At 69.1% G+C, this 19,925-nt stretch carries 20 protein-coding genes and 3 pseudogenes; 12 read left to right on the forward strand and 11 right to left on the reverse strand.

Features of this window, described 5'->3' with window-relative positions; genetic code table 11:
- Together CCN51_RS39390 and CCN51_RS39395 are read right to left on the reverse strand one after the other, a co-directional pair.
- On the reverse strand, window positions 1-535 hold a 535-nt coding region (locus tag CCN51_RS39390), incomplete at its 3' end, for a CoA transferase (protein WP_211303288.1).
- Window positions 536-641: 106 nt separating this feature from the next.
- A complete protein-coding gene (locus CCN51_RS39395; RefSeq protein ID WP_043485916.1) occupies window positions 642-1,298 on the reverse strand; it encodes a TetR/AcrR family transcriptional regulator in 657 nt (218 codons plus the stop codon).
- Window positions 1,299-1,451: 153 nt separating this feature from the next.
- Between CCN51_RS39395 and abc-f the strand changes: the two genes are divergently transcribed.
- From abc-f to CCN51_RS39425, 8 genes and pseudogenes are all read left to right on the forward strand, one after another.
- On the forward strand, window positions 1,452-3,071 hold the full coding sequence (gene abc-f, locus CCN51_RS39400; protein ID WP_014172781.1) for a ribosomal protection-like ABC-F family protein: 1,620 nt from the start codon (window positions 1,452-1,454) through the stop codon (window positions 3,069-3,071).
- 46 nt (window positions 3,072-3,117) lie between these two features.
- Window positions 3,118-3,789 carry a CatB-related O-acetyltransferase gene (locus tag CCN51_RS39405; RefSeq protein WP_014172782.1) on the forward strand — a complete coding sequence of 224 codons (672 nt, stop codon included), beginning with the start codon at window positions 3,118-3,120 and terminating at the stop codon, window positions 3,787-3,789.
- Window positions 3,790-3,880: 91 nt separating this feature from the next.
- Window positions 3,881-5,179, forward strand: a complete 1,299-nt coding sequence (locus tag CCN51_RS39410) for an erythromycin esterase family protein (RefSeq protein ID WP_014172783.1) — start codon at window positions 3,881-3,883, stop codon at window positions 5,177-5,179.
- 52 nt (window positions 5,180-5,231) lie between these two features.
- Window positions 5,232-5,521: pseudogene (locus CCN51_RS56685) on the forward strand (FAD-dependent monooxygenase); the annotation flags it as partial.
- On the forward strand, window positions 5,498-6,328 hold the full coding sequence (locus CCN51_RS58345; RefSeq protein ID WP_238545565.1) for an FAD-dependent monooxygenase: 831 nt from the start codon (window positions 5,498-5,500) through the stop codon (window positions 6,326-6,328). The pseudogene CCN51_RS56685 and the gene CCN51_RS58345, both read left to right, overlap by 24 nt.
- A 177-nt stretch (window positions 6,329-6,505) precedes the next feature.
- Window positions 6,506-7,495, forward strand: a complete 990-nt coding sequence (locus tag CCN51_RS39420; RefSeq protein ID WP_043485918.1) for a BtrH N-terminal domain-containing protein — start codon at window positions 6,506-6,508, stop codon at window positions 7,493-7,495.
- A gap of 279 nt (window positions 7,496-7,774) precedes the next feature.
- A pseudogene (locus CCN51_RS59415) lies at window positions 7,775-7,906 on the forward strand (hypothetical protein); the annotation flags it as partial.
- A 216-nt stretch (window positions 7,907-8,122) separates the two neighbouring features.
- A complete protein-coding gene (locus CCN51_RS39425) occupies window positions 8,123-8,623 on the forward strand; it encodes a hypothetical protein (protein ID WP_238545242.1) in 501 nt (166 codons plus the stop codon).
- 76 nt (window positions 8,624-8,699) lie between these two features.
- On the opposite strand, the gene CCN51_RS39430 is transcribed toward CCN51_RS39425, so the two are convergent.
- Window positions 8,700-9,224: a CGNR zinc finger domain-containing protein gene (locus tag CCN51_RS39430; protein WP_014172786.1), complete on the reverse strand. Its 525-nt coding sequence runs from the start codon at window positions 9,222-9,224 to the stop codon at window positions 8,700-8,702.
- Between the two features lie 26 nt (window positions 9,225-9,250).
- Here CCN51_RS39430 and CCN51_RS39435 point away from each other — a divergent pair, with 26 nt between their 5' ends.
- Entirely contained in the window at window positions 9,251-10,498 is a 1,248-nt protein-coding gene (locus CCN51_RS39435; RefSeq protein WP_043485920.1) for an MFS transporter, read from the forward strand.
- 276 nt (window positions 10,499-10,774) lie between these two features.
- A complete protein-coding gene (locus CCN51_RS39440) occupies window positions 10,775-11,755 on the forward strand; it encodes a proline dehydrogenase family protein (protein WP_014172788.1) in 981 nt (326 codons plus the stop codon).
- Window positions 11,756-11,775: 20 nt separating this feature from the next.
- On the opposite strand, the gene CCN51_RS39445 is transcribed toward CCN51_RS39440, so the two are convergent.
- Window positions 11,776-12,513, reverse strand: a complete 738-nt coding sequence (locus CCN51_RS39445) for an NIPSNAP family protein (RefSeq protein ID WP_014172789.1) — start codon at window positions 12,511-12,513, stop codon at window positions 11,776-11,778.
- A 132-nt stretch (window positions 12,514-12,645) separates the two neighbouring features.
- On the opposite strand from CCN51_RS39445, the gene CCN51_RS39450 reads away from it, so the two are divergent.
- Window positions 12,646-13,626: a helix-turn-helix transcriptional regulator gene (locus CCN51_RS39450; protein WP_043485922.1), complete on the forward strand. Its 981-nt coding sequence runs from the start codon at window positions 12,646-12,648 to the stop codon at window positions 13,624-13,626.
- Between the two features lie 267 nt (window positions 13,627-13,893).
- Here the strand turns inward: CCN51_RS39450 and CCN51_RS39455 are convergent, their stop codons facing one another.
- From CCN51_RS39455 to CCN51_RS39475, 5 genes are all read right to left on the reverse strand, one after another.
- The gene (locus CCN51_RS39455; RefSeq protein ID WP_014172791.1) at window positions 13,894-14,946 is read right to left on the reverse strand and encodes a threonine aldolase family protein; all 1,053 of its coding nucleotides are present in this window, start codon (window positions 14,944-14,946) and stop codon (window positions 13,894-13,896) included.
- Between the two features lie 29 nt (window positions 14,947-14,975).
- Window positions 14,976-15,545, reverse strand: a complete 570-nt coding sequence (locus CCN51_RS39460; protein WP_043485924.1) for a helix-turn-helix domain-containing protein — start codon at window positions 15,543-15,545, stop codon at window positions 14,976-14,978.
- Window positions 15,545-16,237 carry an alanyl-tRNA editing protein gene (locus CCN51_RS39465; protein ID WP_014172793.1) on the reverse strand — a complete coding sequence of 231 codons (693 nt, stop codon included), beginning with the start codon at window positions 16,235-16,237 and terminating at the stop codon, window positions 15,545-15,547. The genes CCN51_RS39460 and CCN51_RS39465 overlap by 1 nt, the downstream gene beginning before the upstream one ends.
- 135 nt (window positions 16,238-16,372) lie before the next feature.
- Window positions 16,373-16,921, reverse strand: a complete 549-nt coding sequence (locus CCN51_RS39470; protein WP_043485927.1) for a DUF1062 domain-containing protein — start codon at window positions 16,919-16,921, stop codon at window positions 16,373-16,375.
- A gap of 292 nt (window positions 16,922-17,213) precedes the next feature.
- The gene (locus CCN51_RS39475) at window positions 17,214-18,251 is read right to left on the reverse strand and encodes an AraC family transcriptional regulator (RefSeq protein WP_106436282.1); all 1,038 of its coding nucleotides are present in this window, start codon (window positions 18,249-18,251) and stop codon (window positions 17,214-17,216) included.
- A gap of 209 nt (window positions 18,252-18,460) precedes the next feature.
- On the opposite strand from CCN51_RS39475, the pseudogene CCN51_RS39480 reads away from it, so the two are divergent.
- A pseudogene (locus tag CCN51_RS39480) lies at window positions 18,461-18,604 on the forward strand (ArsR/SmtB family transcription factor); the annotation flags it as partial.
- Window positions 18,605-18,807: 203 nt separating this feature from the next.
- On the opposite strand, the gene CCN51_RS39485 reads toward CCN51_RS39480, so the two are convergent.
- A complete protein-coding gene (locus tag CCN51_RS39485; RefSeq protein WP_014172797.1) occupies window positions 18,808-19,392 on the reverse strand; it encodes a maltokinase N-terminal cap-like domain-containing protein in 585 nt (194 codons plus the stop codon).
- Window positions 19,393-19,494: 102 nt separating this feature from the next.
- Window positions 19,495-19,925 (reverse strand): YbaK/EbsC family protein (locus CCN51_RS39490; protein ID WP_107426186.1); only part of this gene is annotated, 431 nt, incomplete at its 5' end.

Consider the following 19,925-nt stretch of genomic DNA (forward strand, 5'->3'; position numbering starts at 1 on the left):
TCGGCGAGCGCGTCGCCGACGATACGGGGGCGCCCCGCGCGTCGAGGCCGGTCAGGGCGCCCGCGACCGCCGCGTCGTCGCCGAAGGCGATCCGGCCGTCATCGCGGCCGTATCCGGTGATCCCCGCCCAGACCCGGCCGGGACGCGCGGCCAGGAACTCCTCGGCGTGCACCCCGAGCCGACTGAGAGCCGTCGGCCGCGAGGCCTCGATGACGCTGTCGGCCTCGGAGACGACGTCGGCCGGCGCGCCGGAGTCGAATTCCAGCACCAGGTGCTCGTGCCCGCCGTGCAACCGACGGTAGAACTCCGGCTGTCCGAACCGCGCCCCGTCAGGCCGTCCCATACTCTCCGCCTTCGTCACACGCGCCCCGGCCAGCCCCAGCAGATGCGCGCACAGCGGCCCGGCCCACAGCACGGACAGGTCGACGACGCGCAGGCCCGCGAGCGGGCGCGGCCGCCGCTCCCCGTGGAGCCGGGCGCGTACGGGGGCACGGTCGCTGCCGTCCCATCCGGGTGCGGCCGCCGCGATGCCCACCGTCTGTGCGTGCGGGCGAGTTGGCGGGCCGTGGTCTGCCTGGCGGCCGTGGGCAGGCCGGTGACACAACGGGGCACTCGTCCCGGACCACCACAGAGTGCGAGCCTCAGGTGTCGTCCGCTGACGGAGGCTCCGGCTCGGCGAAGGCGCCCGCGGCCGCGGCGAGGACGGCGGTTCTGGCCGCGTGGCCGGGCAGTTGCGGGTCGTGTGGTGTGCGGAGGAGCACCAGTTGGTGGTAGAGCGGCGCGGTAGCGGCGATGAGCAGTCGCCGAGCGTCGGTTCGCGGTGGGATGTCGCCACGCCGGACGGCACGGCTGACGACGATCTCGCAGCGGGCGTACCGGTCCTCCCAGAGCCGCTGTTGGGCGTCGGCGGCCTTCTCCGAGCGGAACGAGGCGGCGATCAGTGCCGCCATGATCGGTGGCTGTGCGGCCATGGCTGTCTGGATCTCCTGGTTCAGCGCCGCCAGATCGCCTTCCAGTGACCCGGTGTCCGGCGGCTGCCAGTCGTCGTCGCTCGCCGCGTCGAGAACGTCGGCGAGCAGGCCGCCGACATCCCCCCAGCGCCGGTACACCGTGGTGCGGTGCACGCCGGAGCGGGCGGCGACGGCGTCCATGGTGAGCCCGTCGTAACCGTGTTCGCCGAGCTCCGCGCGGACCGCGTCGAGTACCTGCGCACGAATACGGGCGGTGCGGCCCCCGGGACGGCGTCGGGCGGGCGGCGGCCGGGTGCCTTCTGGCTCTGAGTCTGTGGGAGTGACCACTGGAAGTCCGTTTGCTCAAGGGGACGGCGTTGTGGCAACATCTTAATGCATCAGTTGTCGCACTAGTGGAGTGATCAATGCTCTTCCAAAGCGTTCGCCCGGCCGCGCGGCCCTCGACAGCCGCCTCGTTCTCGAATGCTTTGGAGTCTCCGCATGCCTACACAGATCACCGCGCTCGCGGTCAGCAAGTCCTTCAATGGCAGGCTCGTTCTTGACTCGGTGACCTGCTCGCTCACCGCGGGCGAGCGCACCGGGATCATCGGTGAGAACGGATCCGGCAAGACCACCTTGCTGCGCCTGCTCGCCGGGCGTGAACGGCCCGATCAGGGCGAAGTCGTCGTCCAGGCCACCGGCGGCGTCGGCTATCTCGCCCAGAACGAGCGGATGGAGCCACAGACCACCGTCCAGCAGATCATCGACCGGGCCCTGAGCGAGCTACGCACCGTCGAGCAGCGAATGCGCCGGCTGGAGGCCGCGATGGCCGACGGCGACGAGTCGGGCATGGCCGAGTACGGCGAACTGATGACGGTCTTCGAACTACGCGGCGGCTACGACGCCGACGCCCGCGTGGAGCGCGCTCTGCACGGTCTCGGCCTGGGGCTGGTGGCTCGCGACCGTACCGTGGGCAGCCTGTCCGGCGGAGAACGGGTCAGATTGCGGCTGGCCGCCGTCCTGGCAGCCGCGCCGGAGGTGCTGCTGCTGGACGAGCCGACCAACCATCTCGACGACGCCGCCCTGAGCTGGCTGGAAGAACACCTGCGCACCCGGCGGGGCACCACGGTGGCGGTCTCCCACGACCGGGTCTTCATCGAACGTGTCGCCACCAGCCTGCTGGAGGTGGACGCCGACCGGCGCCGCGTCGTCCGGTACGGCAACGGCTACAGCGGCTACCTCGCCGAGAAGGCCGCTGCCCGGCAGCGCTGGGCCCAGGCACACCACCAGTGGCGGGCCGACATCGACCGGCTCCGCGAGGCCGCCGCGACCACCGCCCGCCAGGTGGCCCCCGGCCGACCGATGAAGGACGGCAACAAGATGGCCTACGACCGGGCGGCCGGCCGGGTGCAGCAGTCGCTGGCCGCCCGGGTGCGCAACGCCGAGGAACGGCTGCGCCGCCTCCTCACCGACCCGGTCCCGCCCCCGCCGGAGCCGCTGCGCTTCACCCCCGTACTGCGGACCCGCCGCCTGCAGGGCGCCGTACTCGACGCCGCCGACATCGCCGTCACGGACCGACTCGACCGCACGAGCCTCACGGTCAAGGCGGGCGAGCGCCTGCTGATCACGGGGCCGAACGGAGCGGGCAAAAGCACCCTGCTGCGCGTCCTGGCCGGGGAAGTCACCCCCGACAACGGGAGCGTCACCCGCCGCGCCAGGATCGGCTACCTCCCTCAAGAGCCGCACCCCGGGACACCGGACGAGACCGTGCTGGCCGCCTTCGCCCGTGGACGGGCGGGAGAGGCCGCCGGATACGCCGAACGGCTGCTGTCCCTCGGCCTGTTCGACCGCGAACAGCTCACCGTGCCGGTCGGCCGGCTGTCCACCGGGCAGCTGCAGCGTCTCGCCCTGGCGCGACTGCTCAGCGAGCCGTCAGACGTCCTGTTGCTCGACGAACCCACCAACCATGTGTCGCCCTCCCTCGTCGAGGAGCTGGAAACCGCTCTGACCGGCTACGACGGCGCCCTCGTCATCGTCAGCCACGATCGCCGGCTGCGCCGGCGCTGGCGGGGCACCCACCTGGCCATGCAGCCGACTCCGACGCCCGCCGCCAGGGTCTGAGGGTCCCCCAGCCCCACAGACCCCTTCGGAAAGGAAACAATTCGTCATGCCACCTGTTCCCGCCGACCCGACCGTCGTACATCCGATGCCAGAGCAGCCGCGGGTGGTGCTGCTGAAGCCGCTGATCACCTCGCCGCTGATCGAGGTCGGAGAGTTCTCCTACTACGACGACCCCGATGACCCGACCGCCTTCGAGACCCGCAACGTGCTGTACCACTACGGGCCGGAAAAGCTGGTCATCGGGAAGTTCTGCGCGCTGGGCGAGGGCGTGCGGTTCATCATGAACGGCGCCAACCACCGCATGGACGGCCCCTCGACGTTCCCATTCCCCATCATGGGAGGCTCCTGGGCCGAGCACTTCGACCTCATCGCCGGTCTGCCCGGACGGGGTGACACCGTGGTGGGCCATGACGTCTGGTTCGGATACCGGGTCATGGTGATGCCCGGCGTCCGTATCGGCCACGGAGCGATCATCGCGTCCGGCTCCGTCGTCGCCGACGACGTCCCCGACTACGGCATCGTCGGCGGCAACCCCGCCCGTCTCATCCGCCGCCGCTACAGCGACGAGGACATCAACCGCCTCCTGGCCGTGGCCTGGTGGGACTGGCCGCCGCAGCACATCACCGAACACATCCGCACGATCATGTCCGGCAGCATCGACGACCTGGAGAACGCGGCGCCCGGGCACACACCGCCCCACAGGTCGACGGACCGCTGAACCGTCGGACGACCGGCCCTGGCGGACGTCGGCATCGGCATCGGCATCGGCAATCCATCCACACTCCTGCGCCAAGAATCGAGCTGTCAGCTTGCCCGCATCGCCCCACCACAACCCGTTCGCCGACTGGCTTCGCACCCATGCCGTCCCCCTCACCCACCTCGACCCCGAGGCGCCGCTCGACGACCTGGAGCCGCTGCGCACCATCATCGGCGACGCCCGCGTCGTCGCGATCGGCGAAAACTCCCACTTCATCAACGAGTTCGCAATCCTGCGCGAGCGCGTCCTGCGGTTCCTGGTCGAACGCTGCGGTTTCACCGTCCTGGCCTTCGAATACGGATTCAGCGAAGGGTTCCCCCTCGACGCATGGGCCCAGGGCGAGGGGACGGACGACGACCTGTCGGCCCACCTCGCCGCAACGATCCCCATCGGAGTCGAGGAGCCACTGCGCTGGATGCGCCGGCACAACCGCACAACCTCACCACCGGTGCGTTTCGCCGGTATCGACCTCCCGGCGGCCGGTGGGTCCCTGCTTCCCGCCCTGACCCCGGTCGCCGACTACCTGCGCCACATCGATCCCGAAACCCTGCCGATGGTCCAGACGGCAATGCGGATCGCCGAATCATTCGCCGGTGGCTCCGCGGCCGACGCCGCGCCCGCGTGGGCCCGCCTGGCCACCGCCGAACAGGACACCCTCAGCGCGACCCTGATGCGCCTGCTCATGCGGTTCCGCTCCGTCGAACCGCTGTACGTCTCCCGCGGCGACCAGCAGAGCCACGACATCGCCTTGCGACGCCTCGAAGGCGCCTGCCGCGGCGACTACACCTTCCGCGCCATGGCCGACCTCTTCGCCGGCAAGGGGCTGACCGCCGACACCTCGGCCCGGGACGTCTACATGGCCGAGTCCGTACTCTGGCACCTGGAGCGCTTCGAACCCGGCACCCGCGTCGTGCTGGCGGCTCACAACGCCCATATCCAGAAGACATCGGTGTCCTTCAACGGCCACCTCACGGGGCTCCCGATGGGACAGCATCTGCACCGAGCGCTCGGCGATGAGTACGTCGCCCTCGGCCTGACGAGCATCACCGGAGACACCGCGGACATGCGCCGCGACGAGAACGCACGCTTCGGTTTCGCCATCGACACCACCGCCCTGGAGCCGCCCGAGCCGGGAAGCATCGAGGCCGCCTTCGCCGATGCCGAACTCGGGCTCAGCATCGCCGACTTCCACCAGGCCCGCCCGGAGGCCCGCGACAGCGCCGGCCTTGCCCAGGGCCCCGACCGCATCCGGATACAGAGCGCCTACCTGCACACCCCCATCCTCGAGGCGTTCGACGCCATCCTCAACACGCCGGCCTCCACCGTGGCCGACAACCTCGAAAACACCTGAGACAGTGATGGACACCGATGTGATCATTGCGGGCGCCGGCCCGACCGGTCTCATGCTGGCTGCTGAACTGCGGTTGGCCGGTGTACGACCGCTGGTGCTCGAACGGCAGCCGCAGCGCCGGGACACCCCGAAGGCCGGTGGCCTCGGCGGGCCGATCCTTCAGCTGCTGTGCTGCCGAGGGCTGCTGGAACGATTCGAAGCAGCCTGCGCGCCGACGAACTCGATGTCGATATCCGCCGCGGACACGAGGTGGTCGGGGTGAGCCAGGACGATGCCGCGGTGGTCGTGGACGTACGTGGCCCGGACGGGCCGTATCGGATGACCTCCCAGTACCTCGTGGCGTGCGACGGCGCACGCAGCCGGGTCCGCGACTGGGCCGGTATCCCGTTCCCCGGCACCACCTGTCCGGAGGTCAACCGACTGGCCCAGGTCACCTTGCCCGATGCGGTGACCGTGCTCGACAACGGCGATCTCGACGTCCCCGGCTTCGGCACGATCCACGCGGGTTTCACCCGCACCGACCGCGGCCTCCTCGGGATCGGCTCGTCGCCCGCCTCCAAGGTTGTCTCCCTCTACACCGCCGAGGACGAGACCACCGAAGCCGGGCGGATCCTGCTGGCCGGAGACGCCGCGCATCTGTTCCCCGCCACCGGTGTGGCACTCAACGCCGGCATGCTCGACGCGGTCGACCTGGCCTGGAAACTCGCCGCCGACATCCACGGCTGGGCACCGGCCGACCTGCTGGACACCTACCACAACGAACGCCACCTCGCCGGCGACCGCGCCATGCTGCACACCCGAGCTCAGGTGGCACTGCGGCGCGGACACGACCCGGCCGCCGAAGCGCTTCGCCAGGTCTTCCAGGAACTGCTCGCCGACGAGCAGCCGTTGCGCCGTATGGGAGCCCTTGTCGCCGGCGCTGACATCCGCTACCCGACGCCCGGCTCCAACCACCACGTGCTGACCGGCACCTTCGCACCCGACCTCACCCTGCACACCGACCAGGGCACCATCAGCGTCGCGAAACTCATGCACACCGCACGCCCCCCGGACGCCCACATCGCCTGGGCCGCAACCATCGACGAACCCGCCGACACCGCCGCGCCCGCGCTGCGACAAGCGCTCTCCGGCTGGTTCGGCACACCCTGAAAACAACGCCCAGACCTCAGGGGGGGTGGTCGTTGGACTCTCCCACCGTGGGAGAGTCCACCATGGTGGCGTACAAGACGAACGCGCCGTACATGAGGCCTGTCTCATCGAGCTAGCAGAGGCCCCGTAAGAAGAACTCATGACCCGGCTGATCATCCCCATCCTGGAAAGCACGGCATGACCACGGTGATAGACATTGATGCCCGTCGTACGCAGCACTGCGAGACAACGGCTCTCGGGGTGCTGTTGCGGCACCAGGGACTCGATCTGTCCGAGCCCATGCTCTTCGGCCTCGGTTCGGGTCTGTCCTTCATCTACTGGGACAGCAAGAACATGGGCTTCCCCTTCCTCGGGGGACGGGTCAAGCCCTTCGACCTCACCACGAACCTGGCCACCGGGCTCGGACTGGAGCTCCTGGTCCAGGAGACCACCTCCCCCCGCAAGGCATGGGAAAACGTGGTGGCCCCCATCGACGCCGGCCACCCCGTCGGACTGCAGCTCGACAGCTACCACCTGGACTACTTCGGGACGAAGGTGCATTTCGGCGGTCATGTCGTCGCCATGTACGGCTACGACGACCGCGACGCCTACCTGGTGGACACCGACCAGCAAGGCGGAACGGTATCCACCAGCCTGACCAGCCTCGCCCAGGCGAGAGCCGCACGCGGTCCGATGACCGCCAAGCACCGGTCCTTCACCCTCACCGTCCCGAGCGACCTGCCCTCCCCCCAGAGCCAGATCATTCCCGCCATCACCGCCTGCGCCGACGCCTTCCTCAACCCGCCCATCGCCAACCTCGGCCACCGGGGCATCGAAAAGACCGGCAAGCTGGTACGCACATGGCTCCAGCGAACCGACAACCCACAGCGAGACCTGCCACAGGCCGCCCTCCTGATGGAGAAGGCGGGCACCGGCGGCGCCCTGTTCCGTAACCTCTACCGCGACTTCCTCGCCGAATGCACCCAACACCTCGACAGCAGCCATCTGCGCACCGGCCACGGGCTGTACACCGAGGCAGCCGCCCTCTGGACGGAAGCCGCAGCACTGATCACAAGAGCCGGCCAATCAGCCGATGCGCAGTGCCTCGTCCAGGCAGGCACCGTCCTCCGCGATCTTTCACGCATAGAGCGCGAGGCCATGCAGGCGCTGAGCCGCTTGGGGCAGTAAGGGCGTGCAGGTCTCTAACCCGTGGCTTTCCGTTCGACGGTTCGTGGGTCTGGTATGGGCGGCTTGGAAGGGTAACGGGCCGCTTTGGCTGCCGGCCGTGAATGGGAGCCGAGAGGCGAGCCGGTACGGGTCGACACGCACGACTTCCCCGACCGCGAGCTGGGCAGGGTGGTGCCCCGACGGCCGACCGGCTGCTGATCACCGCCGACGCGGGCGGCTCCAACGGCTACCGCACCCGACAAACAGCACGCCGGACCAGGCCCGTGCGAACACATCACCATGGCCATCAGCCGCGCGAAACAGGAAGTCCGCCCGCTCCTGGAAGCGCACGGCCACCACATCACCGCCTCCACCGCCCGCTTCCGCGCACCATCAGATAGCGCGACGTTCCTCGCCTCCAAGCCCACCTGAAGCAAGATCAAGAAAGCATGTCAAAGATCGCCGTAATGATCTCCGGGTCGCTTCAACGGCTGGGGCTTGATGACCTCGCGCGCCGGGTATCGCAGGCGCATGCGGGCATGGGGAGAGGCTGTGTGGACGGGACCCGGGCCGGACATTTTTCTGCGGGGCGTGATTCGGCGGGCGATGGCGGGAGATGAGCCGCAACCATGGTGGATGCCGCGGCGCGTGCTGACCGTGATGTCGGCCGATGTCGACGCCGCTGCCGGTGTCGGGGCGATCTGGACCGTGTGGCGTCCGAAGTCACGTCGGGTGCGTGAGCACATAGCGCTCCTGGAGTGGTACGGCGAACAGTGGCGGTACGTGGGAGGCGGCAGCAGCCCCGGAGACGACCCTGTCGACGTCGATGTGCTCGACGTTCGCAACGGCGGGGGCGTACTCAGCCTCACCCGCAGCATTGACCCCCCGCGCTCCATCACCGCGGCCCCATGGATCAGTTGCGTCAAGGTGCGCCTCGGGCGGGACGTGGGTCACGTGCTCATCGGTGCCCGCCGGATCGAGAATCCCGAGCAGTGCAGGCTCATCGCTGCCTGGACGTCTCCCCAAACCGACCACGGAGCCCGTCCCGTCATCGTGGCCCTGGGACGCGACGGCGTCGAACTCTCCCGCATCGGCCCCCATGACAGCCTGGACACTTATACCTGGGCGCGATTGAGAGAGGAGTTATAACCAGTCTGCTTCCTGGATTGTCCCTCGGCGTTCATCCGCCCGAGCAGGACCGGCGTCGCCGACGCCCAAAGACTGGTCAGGTAACCGCGGCTCGCGCCCGGTGCCTGCGGACGGCGTCGCGGTTGGCGCAGCGCTGCGAGCAGTACCGCTGCCGTCCGGTGCGCGAGGTGTCGGCGAAGGCCGTGTCGCACTCGGCCACCTCGCAGCGCCGCAGCCGGTGCATACCCCTGCCCGCGAGGTGCAGTGCGGTTCCGACCGCGAACAGCGTGAACAGTACGGAGCCGAGCGGCTGTTCCGCATCCCGGTAGTGCAGATGCCAGCCGGTCCCGGAGTGGGAGGTCAGCCGGGGGTAGGCGGCGGCCTCGGCCAGCATCCGGTTCAGCAGATCGGCGCGTTCCTGCTCCCCGGCGGCGTCGACGACCCTCTCCCAGGCGTTCAGTGCGGCTCGGGCACGGTCGAGGTCGTCCGCTGTCACCGGGCGCTCCAGTGTGAGCCCGGCGGCGCGGCAGCGGTCCGCCAGCTCATCCGCGCTCTCGGGCCGGCGGTTGGCCAGGGCCGCGGCCAGGTTCACCGCGTCCTCACCGTAAGGGTTGAGCCTCATAAGACCATTACAGCAGTGTGGCCGGCATGACACAACAAACCGCCGGACGCGCCGGATCCCAGACCCGCGACCCGTGGCGTTATCGCTGGATCGTGCTGGGCATTGCCACCTTCACCCAGGCCGCGTCCGGCTTCTTCGTGGGCGGCATCGGAGCGCTCGGCGTCCACCTTCAGCGCGCCCTGGACCTGAGCCTGGCGCAGCTGGGTCTGCTGGTCTCGGCGGCCCAACTCGTGCCGCTGGCCGGGCTGCTGGTGGCCGGCGAACTGCTGGACCGCTACAGCGAACGCTGGGTGGTCGGGATCGGGGCCGGTGTGGTCGCGCTGGCTCTGGGGGCGGGGAGCCTGGCGCCGGGATACGCCGCCCTGCTGGGCGCACTGCTGGTGGTCGGCGCGGGATACAGCACCGTCCAGCCGGGTGGGAGCAAGTCGGTGGCGTCCTGGTTCGACGCGTCACAGCGGGGCTTCGCGATGGGTATCCGGCAGGCCGGGCTGCCGCTGGGGGCGGCGCTCGCCTCGGCCGTACTCCCGCTCGTCGCGGAGGAGTTCGGCTGGCGGGCGACACTGCTGACCGGTGGCTTCGTCGCGCTGCTCGGAGCCGTGCTCTTCATGGGCTGCTACCGTCCGCCGCCCGCACTGCCCGCCTCGCAGCAGGGCAAGAAGCCGTCGGACCCGCTCGCAGCACAGCTCCGCGCCCGGCTGCGCATGCTCCGTGAACCGTCCACGGTGAAGATCATGCTGTCGGGGACCAGTCTGATCTCGGTGCAGTGCGGCGTGGGCATCCTGACGGTGCTCCACCTCCACCAGGTGTCATCGGTCGGCGCCGGGCAGGCGGCCCTGATCCTGGTGGTATCCCAGGGTGCGGGCGTTGCGGGCCGGATCTGCCTGGCAGCCTGGAGCGACCGGAGCAGGTCCGGGCGCTATGCCATCGTGCTGGTCTGCATGGTCGCCGTGATCGCCGGGCTGGCCGTGCTGATGACACCGGCCGGGCGGACACCGGTCGTGGCTTCCGGCGTCTTCGTCTGGCTGGGCTTCTTCGGCTTCGGCTGGTACGGCCCATGGGTCGCCTACGTCACCGAAGCGGCCCCACCGGGCAAGACCGGCTTCGCCCTGGGTCTGTCGATGTCCGTCAACCAGATCGCCATCGTCACGGTGCCGCCCACGCTCGGCCTGCTGGTCGACCTCACCGGCAGCTTCACCCCGGCCTGGGCGCTGCTGTCCCTGCTGACCGCCGTCGCCCTTGCAGTCACGGCCAACGCGGAACGCCGCACCCGCTGACCCTGGCTGGTACCCGTTCCCGGGCCTCGAAACCGCGGCGCCTCCCCAGCAACTGCCGGGGAGGCGACTGACCGGCCTGAGCGTGCTCGGCAACCTCGGCACCCATCTTCAAGGAGCCGGCGTCCACGCCCATCCCGTCACGAAGGTGTCACCGAGGATCTCCATGGATCTGCCGAGCTCGGGATCAAGCAGACCGGTCAACACTGCCGATCTTGCGCACCGACCGAACGTTCGGTTAGTGTCGCCTCACGTCTGTTCCCAGCAATGAGGTGGCATATGGTCCAGCAGGATGCAGCCAGTACAACCGGCGATGACGTGTCTTTCGCCCAAGTCGCCGACGTCATCCGCCGGTTGGCGCTCGACGAGAAGCTCAAGGAGCAAGTGCCGTCCGACCCGATGCTCGGCCCCCTGGCTCGCCGCATCGCCCGCCGGTACGTGGCCGGCGAGACGGCGGCCGAAGCGCTGGCCCAGGTTGCCGCGATCAACCAGCGCGGGCATCGCGCCACCGTGGACTACATGGGTGAGAGCTGCCGAGACGCCGACCGCGCCAATGCCGCGACAGACGTTTTCGTGGACGTGAGTGAACGTCTGGCCGCGGCCGGGCACGACTGCTCCGTCTCGCTTGACCTGTCCCACATCGGCCTTGCCGTGGATGCCGGGTTGGCGCTGCGCAACGGTCGGCGGATCGCCGAGGCGACCGCCGCCGCGGGCCAGGAGATGGTCCTCTCGATGGAGGGATCGGACCGCACCGATGCGGTCCTCGACGTTCACGGCGCACTGTGTGAGCAGTTCGACCACGTGGGGATCACCATTCAGGCGCGGCTGCACAGGACTGTCGACGACCTGCCCGCCTTGCTGCGCCGCCCGGGGCGGATCCGATTGGTCAAGGGATCATTCTTCGAACCGGAGACGATCGCCTATCCACGTGGCAGCCGCGAGCTGCACGAGGCGTATCTGAGCTGTGCCCAAGCCCTGGTCGACGGTGGCCACCTGTGCTCCTTCGCCACCCACGACTGGAACATGCTCGATGCGCTGGAGTCGATGCTGGCCGGTAGTGCCCATGACCAGGGCGCGCCGTGGGAGTTCGAGACCCTGCTCGGACTAGGTCCCGATCGGGTTGCCGCCATGCGGGACAAGGGTCACCCCACCCGGGAGTACGTCGTCTACGGCACCGAGTGGTGGCTGTATGTGTGCAACCGGATCGCAGAGGAGCCGCAACGGTTCTTCCGCGCCATCACCGACGCCGCAGGCTGGTAGGGGCCGGTTCAGCCGAGGATTCAGGAGATGAGCGAGCGGCCTGTGGGTGCCAGGCGCAGTGTCCGGGGGGCTGCTGTCTGTTCTCTCTCGATGCCCGGCAGAATCTCCCGGGTGAGGGGGTGGTCCTGCACTTCGGCGAGGTGCCGGCGATAGGCACTTTCGTCGGGGTACGAGGTGAAGACCGCGGCGACGTTCTCCCCCGTGCGGACCGGCAGCCTGGCGAATGTGTTGTGTGCCGTCTCGGTGGTCAGGACGGCGAGTGGCGCGGGCCCCGTCTTGTGGAGCACGGGGAGAAGGCCGTCCCGGATGAGTGCGATGCCGTCGGGCCGTCCTGGAGGGAAGGACCACACGGTGGCGGACACGAACCGGTCCGGTGCCGGAGCACCGGCCTGAGGCCGCTCGGACGGGCTGACGGCGAAGCCGCTCCCGTCCGACAGGGGCCGCAGCAACAGGACATCGTCGGAGTCGACCATGGTGTCGTTGGCCTGGGGACCGTGCTCGGCCCAGACGGGTCCGCCGTAGAAGGCCGTCAGCGCACGGTGCCGTACCGCCATGTCCGGGAACCCGCGCAGCCAGACGAAGCGGTTCGGATCGTCAAGGTCCCGGAACTGGCCGAGCACGACCATCCCGGTCTCTTCCTGCGTTTCGACGAACTCCCGGTCGAACAGCTCGATGAGCTCGTCACGACGGCCGGGACGCAGCGTGTACTGGCGAAGCTCGATCACAGCTGGGCGGCCGACGGGGTCGGTGGGTGACACGGCGGAACTCCTGTTCGGTGCTCTTCTTCGGGTGTGGATTTCCGGCTGGTCCTTCGGTCGGAGCCGGATGTGCATTGACGCTAGAGGAGCCGTGTGCCAGGTGCTGTCAGGGTTTCCGGGCAGAATGCGCCCATGTCTGCAGGTCGATTGCTGTCGCTGCTGTTGTTGCTGCAATCCCGTGGCCGTATGTCCGCGCGCGGGGTCGCCGATGAGCTGGGGGTATCCGTACGGACCGCCTACCGTGACCTGGCACGGCTACAGGCCGCCGGGGTCCCGGTCTACGCGGAGCCGGGCCGCGGGGGCGGCTATCAGCTGCTCGACGGCTACCGCACCCGCCTGACCGGGATGAGTGAGGGCGAGGCACGGGCGCTGTTCTTCGCCGGACTGCCCGGGCCCGCCGCCGACCTGGGCCTCGCGGCGGAGGTGACGGCGGCACGGCTGAAGCTCCTGGCCGCGCTGCCGACGGGACTGCGCGAGGAGGCGGCGCGGACCGCGGCGGTGTTCCACCTGGACGCTCCCGGCTGGTACCGGGAACCTGAACAGACGCCGCAGCTGCCCTTGTTCGTCGACGCGGTGCTCACCGGGCGTGCGGTGGATGTGCGCTATCGCCGTTGGCGCGCGCCACAGGAGGTGAATCGCCGTCTACGGCCCTACGGCCTGGTGCTCAAATCCGGAACCTGGTATCTCGTGGCCGCCGCCACGGACAGCCGGATCGCGACCTACCGGGTCACCCAAGTCCTCGACGCGGTGCTGAGCGACGAGCGGTTCGACCGGCCGCAAGGATTCGACCTGGGCGCGTACTGGACCTCGTACCTCGACGATTTCCAGGCACGCCGCTACACCGGCACCGCCACCATCCGCCTGTCCCCGCAGGGACGCCGACGCCTGCCCGACAACGTCCCCCCGGAGGTGGTACGGGCAGTCGACTCCACCGCGACCGCCGTCGGCGACGACGGATGGGTCGAGGCCGTCATCCCGACCGAGAGCACCTACCACGCGTGCGGCGAGCTGCTGCGGCTCGGTGTCGACGTCGAGGTCGTCGCGCCGGCCGAACTGCGCCAGGCCATGGTCGCCACCGTGGGCGTACTCGCCCGGGCCTACGGACTCCACTGACGTCAGGACGCGCATCCGACGGCCGTGGTGACCGGGTTGTTGGGCCGGGGCGAGGTTTCAGCGGCCGCGCGGCAGCGTAACGTCACGTTGCGCGACAGATGTAGCTGAGGAGTCACGAGACACCGGCGCGGGCAACAACATCGCGCACGTCACGGTCCACGACGACGCCCACGTAGGCGGTCAGTTGACCGGCGGCGCGGACGCTACCACAAGCTCGCTGAACCGCGGGGAGGGGCGGTGCTCGGCGGGGTTCGGGCAGCGCGATGGTCAGGCGGTAAGTCGGCGGACGGCGTTCACCAGGCCGTCGACGTCCTCCCATGTGGTCGCGAAGGAGGTGACGAAGCGGACGACTCCCGGCTCCCAGCGGTCGTGGTAGAAGGCGTAGCCCTCGGCCAGGAGTCCGTCGATGACGCGCTGGGGCAGGCGGCAGAAGACGACGTTGGCCTCGACCGCGCCGGGGAAGCCGATGTCCGGCAGGGCCTTGAGTCCTTCTTGGAGGCGGGCGGCCATGGCGTTGGCGTGGGTCGCGTTGTGCAGCCACAGGTCGTCGGTCAGATAGGCGGCGAGCTGGGCGGCGTGGAAGCGCATCTTGGAGGCGAGTTGGCCGGCGCGCTTGGTGCGGAAGGCGAGTTCGGGGGTGAGGGAGCGGTCGAAGACGACGATGGCGTCGGCGGTCATGGTGCCGTTCTTGGTGGCCCCGAAGGAAAGCAGGTCGACGCCGGCCTGCCAGGTCATCTCGGCGGGGGTGCAGCCGTGGGCGGCGACCGCCCCGGCGAAGCGTGCGCCGTCCATGTGGAGGCGCAGGCCCGCTTCCTTGGCGATGGATCCAAGGGTGTGGAGTTCGTCGAGGGTGTAGACGGCGCCGGTCTCGGTGGCCTGGGTGATGCTCACCACGGACGGCTCCACGCTGTGCACGTCCCCCCTCTTGTGCCGGGCGGCCGCCCGTAGCGCCTCGGGATCGATCTTGGCGTCGTCGCCGGGGAGCGGGACGAGCTTGGCGCCCGCGGTGTAGAACTCGGGCGCGCCGCATTCGTCGTTGTTGATGTGGCTGTCGCGGTGGCACAGCACACTGCCCCAGGGCGGGGTGAGGGCGGCCAGGCTCAGGGCGTTGGCCGCGGAGCCGGTGGAGACGAGCAGTACGTCGACGTCGTGGTCGAATATCTCGCACAAGCGGCGCCGTACGTCTGCGGTGAAGCTGTCCGCGCCGTAGGGTGCGGCCGGTCCGGCGGCGGCCCGGGCCATGGCGTCGATGATCTGCGGGGCGGCTCCGGCGACGTTGTCGCTGGTGAAGGCGCGAGCGTAGGGGGTGGTCGTGCTCATGGTGTGGGCCCTGACTTTCGGGGTGGCTCTCAGCTGACGATGGGCGAGGCGATGACGACGGTGACGTCCGCCGGTTCGGTGTCGGTGCGGTAGATGTGGGGGGCGTCGCCGGCGAAGGCGAGCAGATCGCCCGGCCCCAGCAGGCGCGGGCTGTCGATGGGTCCGGCGGTCAGCCGGCCCGTGGCGACCAGCAGGTGCTCCACGGTGCCGGTCGCATGCGGCACACCCGCCAGCTCGGTGCGGACAGGCATCCGCAGCCGCCAGATCTCCAGGCTGTGGCCGCTGCTGATCCGGCGGAGCAGTTCCCGGCCGACCTCGTCCTCGGCGAGGTCGGTGCCGGCGACGAACACCGGGCCGGGGTCGGTGTCGCGGGTCAGCAGGTCGGTCAGCGGGATCCTGAGCGCGATCGCGAGCGCGTCGAGCGTCTCGATCGTCGGGTTCCCCTTACCGGCCTCCAGTTGCGACAGCGTCGCCTTGCTCAGGCCCGCACGCCGCGCCAGCTCGGAGCCGCTCATCCCTCGCTGTTCACGACGCCGACGGATCTGCGCTCCCACCGCCGCCGCGGTGCTGCTCGTCGACCTCCCGGACGGCGGGGCCATCACCGCTCCCCATGAGCGGCGGAATACGACACACGGATACGGCCCCGCTTGACCTTCAGCGACGGCAGAACCACATCGTGGAGATCGCCGAGGCCGCGCACATGGGTTCCCCCGCAGGGTGCGGAGTGCAGGGCGCCCAGAGACACCATGCGCAGCCCCTGCTCGTCCACCGCCGCGGTCACCGGCAGGTCCTCGGCGATGGCCGCCGCGACGGTCTTCCGAAGCTCGGTGAGCACCTCCTCCCGGCCCTCGGGCTCGGCCGCCCGAGGATCGTGCTGCGGGGCGGTGAACTCGATGCGTGCCTGGCCGGGGAAGTGGTTGTTCCCGGCCAGCTCACACCCCTGGGCCCGGCCCGCCGCCTCGACCAGATGCCCGGCCGTATGCAGAGCCGCGTGCGCCATCCGCGCCCCCAGATCGATCCGCGCCCGCACCGGCTGCCCCTCGGCGAACACCGGCCACCCGGCCTCCGCGGCAGCGGGCACGGCCACGATCAGCCCCGACTGCTCATCCCGGACAGGTACGACCTCGACCTCCTCCAGCCATCCCCGGTCGGCGGGCTGACCACCGCCCTGCGGATGGAACAGGCAGTGCTCGACGGCCGCCCAGGGCCGCCCCTCCCGGCGCCCCACGGCGATCACCCGTGCATCGACCTGCTCCGCATAGGTGTCATCGAGATAGGTCCTGACCTGCATCACACTCTCCATAGCGCTAAACAATATGTTCACTATAACGAACACCGACCGGCGAGCCCGTCGTGGGTGGAGAAGTGCACGAGTAGGGCCTGTCCGGCGGATCTTGCCGGACAGGCCCCTGGTCCCGAGGAGGGCTCAGCGCTTGAGCGTGAAGGTGAAGTCACCGCAGAGCTTGCCGCTCAGCCGGACTGCCGAAACGAGCTTCCCCTCCGTGATCAGCCGCTCGACCTCGGCCCGCGAAAGACCGCAACCTTCAGCGATCAGTCGCACCGGCCGGACAGGAATCCGCACCGCAAAGCGGACCGAGACGTCGATCACCTCGCGGTCCAGGTGATCCGATCCGCCGGTGTCGAGGCGCCAGGCGTTGTCCCAGTCGAGGGCAATGCGATTACGGCGCTGCACGACCGGATCCTGGAGCAGCTCAGCTGTCAGGCCAGGGTCGTTGTCATGCAGCCGGTCCAGCAGCTCAGGTCGTACGGAGCGCACATTCATCCGCTCCAGGACCGTGAGCTTCGCAGTTTCCCCGCAAGCGGTACAGAGCACGAGGAGCCAGACGTCGATGAGCTTGTGGTTTGCGTTGACGCGAAATTTACCGCTTGCCCGGAAGCGCTCGGACGCGCACGCGTGGCAACGGCGGCGAACGAGGGGCAGGCAGGTGGGCACGACTGCCCAGTTGTTGAGCACAGAAGTACACCGGTTTCAGTGAGAAGTCCGCAGCAAAAAGCAGCGCGGCGCACATGCGCGACGCGCGACAAATCAGCGCTCGGGAGGTCTCACAGGGTGTACAACGGCACGTCCTTGACCAGACGACTTGGTTCGGCAGCACGGTAGTGGCGCACAGCGGCACTGGTCGACTGGTTTTCGAGCGCCTCACCGCCAGGTTCCGTCCGGCGGATCACGTTCGTAGCGGCGGTGGAGGCGGCGGCGCCGGCCGGCGAGCCGGGCCATGGCGCGTCCGACGGTCCACTGGTGGCGGTCAATCCCGGCTGCCGAGGGACAGACGCATACCGGTCCCGCCTACCCCGCCCGCCTCAGGGCCACGGCGAAAGGGCACGGCCAGGTTTCTGTAGTCCCGCGGGGTCATCCCGTAGTTGGCCCGGAACAGGCGGCTGAAGTGTGCCGGGTCGGCGAAGCCCCAGCGGGCTGCGATGGCCTGTATCGGTCGGCTCTTCAGACTCGGGTTGGCCAGGTCGACGCGGCAGCGTTCCAGACGGCGACGGCGTATCCAGGCTGCTGGTGACGTGTCGCTCTCGGCGAACAGTTGCTGGAGGTGGCGCAGAGAGATGTGGTGGGCGTCCGCGATCGCCTGGGGAGTCATGGCCGGGTCGGTGAGACGCTGTTCGACGAAGGTGTTGATCTGGGTCCGCAGGGCGTTTCTGCGGGTCTCCGGACTCAGCGCCGCCTCGGTATCCGCGCAGCGGGCGAGTGCGGACGCCAGGAGGTCCAGGGTGACCGAGGCGAGGGTGGGAATATCGGCTGGGGTGAACTCGTCGGCGCGCCTGTTGAGGTCGGTCAGCCAGCGGGCGAACACCCCGCCCATCCCGCGGCGCCCGTTGATCGCGACGCCGAGGAGAGACTGCGCCGTCTTTTCCGGCAGCGGCATCAGTTTCCGAGGGAACTGCACGGTCACATGCGACCAACCGCCCAGAACGGCGTGAACATCGCCGTGATAGGGCCGACTGGTATCCAGCACCACCAGGTCACCGACCTGCAGCGCGGTGTCACCTCCGGCCGTGGAGAGAGCTCCCTCCTCACCGAGAATATAGTTGATCTGGTACGCATCGGGATCGTACTGCCGGATCAGTTTCGCCGTTCGCACGATCTCCAGATGCGAAAAGGACAACGTGGAGACTTCTAACTCCCCCAGATGCAGAACACGCATATTGGCGCGGAAGTCATCCCGATCGTTGCTGCGTAATCGGTTGGGCACGTGCGATTGCGCGGTCACTTCGCTGAACAGCTCGAACCGCTCCGGCGCTGCCACAACCTCCGTGCTGAACTCGGTCACCAACATGTCCCACCCCATATCCCCCGGTCACACCTACGGTTCAAAGCCGGTACGGAAGGCACAGGTGGTCCGGGAACTCCCCGGCCACATGCACCGCCGACCCTGGCTTCTCTTCGGTGGTGGAACGACCATGCACGGCCGGCCTTACCGAGGCCTGTCATAAACCTTGAATCCGCTGGTGGCAGCCCGATTACACCGGCTTGGAGCCGGAAGGACACGGTCTGGGGCTGTCCCGCCAGGCGATCAGCCAACATCTGGCCGTACTGGAATCTGCGGGCCTGGTCGTTTCGCGGCGCCAGGGCCGCTACAAGTTCCACGACTTGAACACCGAACCCCTGGAGCGCATCGTGACCCGATGACTCAGGCCCGATACACCGGAGAGCACGCCATGAAGATCCACCTCACCAGCGTCTTCGTCGACGATCAGGACAGAGCCCTGCGCTTCCACTGCGGTTTTGGACGACACCTGCGGCAATCTGATCCAGATCGTGCACAGCGAATAAGGCCGACCAACAGATCCATCCACGTCAGGCCGGCCGTCAGCGGAGCCTCACGCGAACTCTTACCGTGGCGCCACAGCCGCGAGTACGCCCCGTGCAGCCGTTCCGTTCGGCCAGGTCCACTCGGTGACGAGGTGTCCGGACGACCTCTGCGTGGCCTCGGCCTCCGTCGGCCGCAGGACGCGGTTGACGTGAACGTCAAGCCCCTCGCCAGGGCCAGTGCCGTGCACGGTGACGGTCGGGTCAGGGGTGTCGCTCTTGCTCTGGTGCTGCGGCACCGCCTCGCCGCGCAGGAGCGCGCGCAACTGCGCCATCACCACCGGGTCGTGGACGCCATCGTAGATCCACCGGGTACCGAGCACCCCATGCTCAGAAGTGCCGATCAGCGCCTCGCCCGGGGCGCCCTCCAGCGCCGCACCGCGGTAGCCCATCGGCACCAGATACGCCACCGGCTGCTGCGCGGTGCCGTCCACCACGACCATGAACTCGATCCCGACCGCGCCCTTTGGGTCGTCCAAACGGAACCCACCGGCCTTCACCAGTTCCGGCGATTTTGCGTTGCCCACGTACCAGCTCTGCTTCGGCAGCCACTCGCTGAGCAGTTCCAGCTTGGTGGGCGTCATGGTGGTGTGGTGGATGGAGGCCATATGAACTCCCTCATACGCAGATCTGGCCCCGTCCTCCAACGGGACGTGTCGAACCTACAAGAACCCGTTGTCCTTGTGTCCTCTGACAGCCACCGCCCCTTCTCATGGGCCGACCGGGAGCAGCAGTCCCCCTGTGAGCTGGACGAGTTCGCCGGCCGTGGTGGGGAAGATCGTGTGGGGAGTTCCGCCGGCAGCCCAGACCTGGGAGTAGTCGGTCAGGGCTTCGTCGACCACGGCCGGAAGGGCGCGGGGGTGGCCGACGGGCGCCACGCCCCCGATCGCCTGTCCGGTGGCCTGACGCACCTGCTCGGCGGTGGCGCGCCGGAGTCTGCCACGCCCCCACCGGGCGGCGAGTGCGGTGGTATCCACCCGGTGTCGGCCGCTGGTCATCACCAGCACGGGCTCATCGTCGGAGATGAACACGAGGCTGTTGGCGATCGCGCCCACGTCGCACCCCAGGGCTGAAGCGGCCTCGGCCGCCGTGCGCGCCGACTCCGTCAGCTCGCGCACCTGGCCGGCGATGCCGGCCGCGG

The organism is Streptomyces milbemycinicus, assembly GCF_002154605.1.
In the GTDB taxonomy this organism is placed as follows: Bacteria; Actinomycetota; Actinomycetes; order Streptomycetales; family Streptomycetaceae; genus Streptomyces; species Streptomyces milbemycinicus.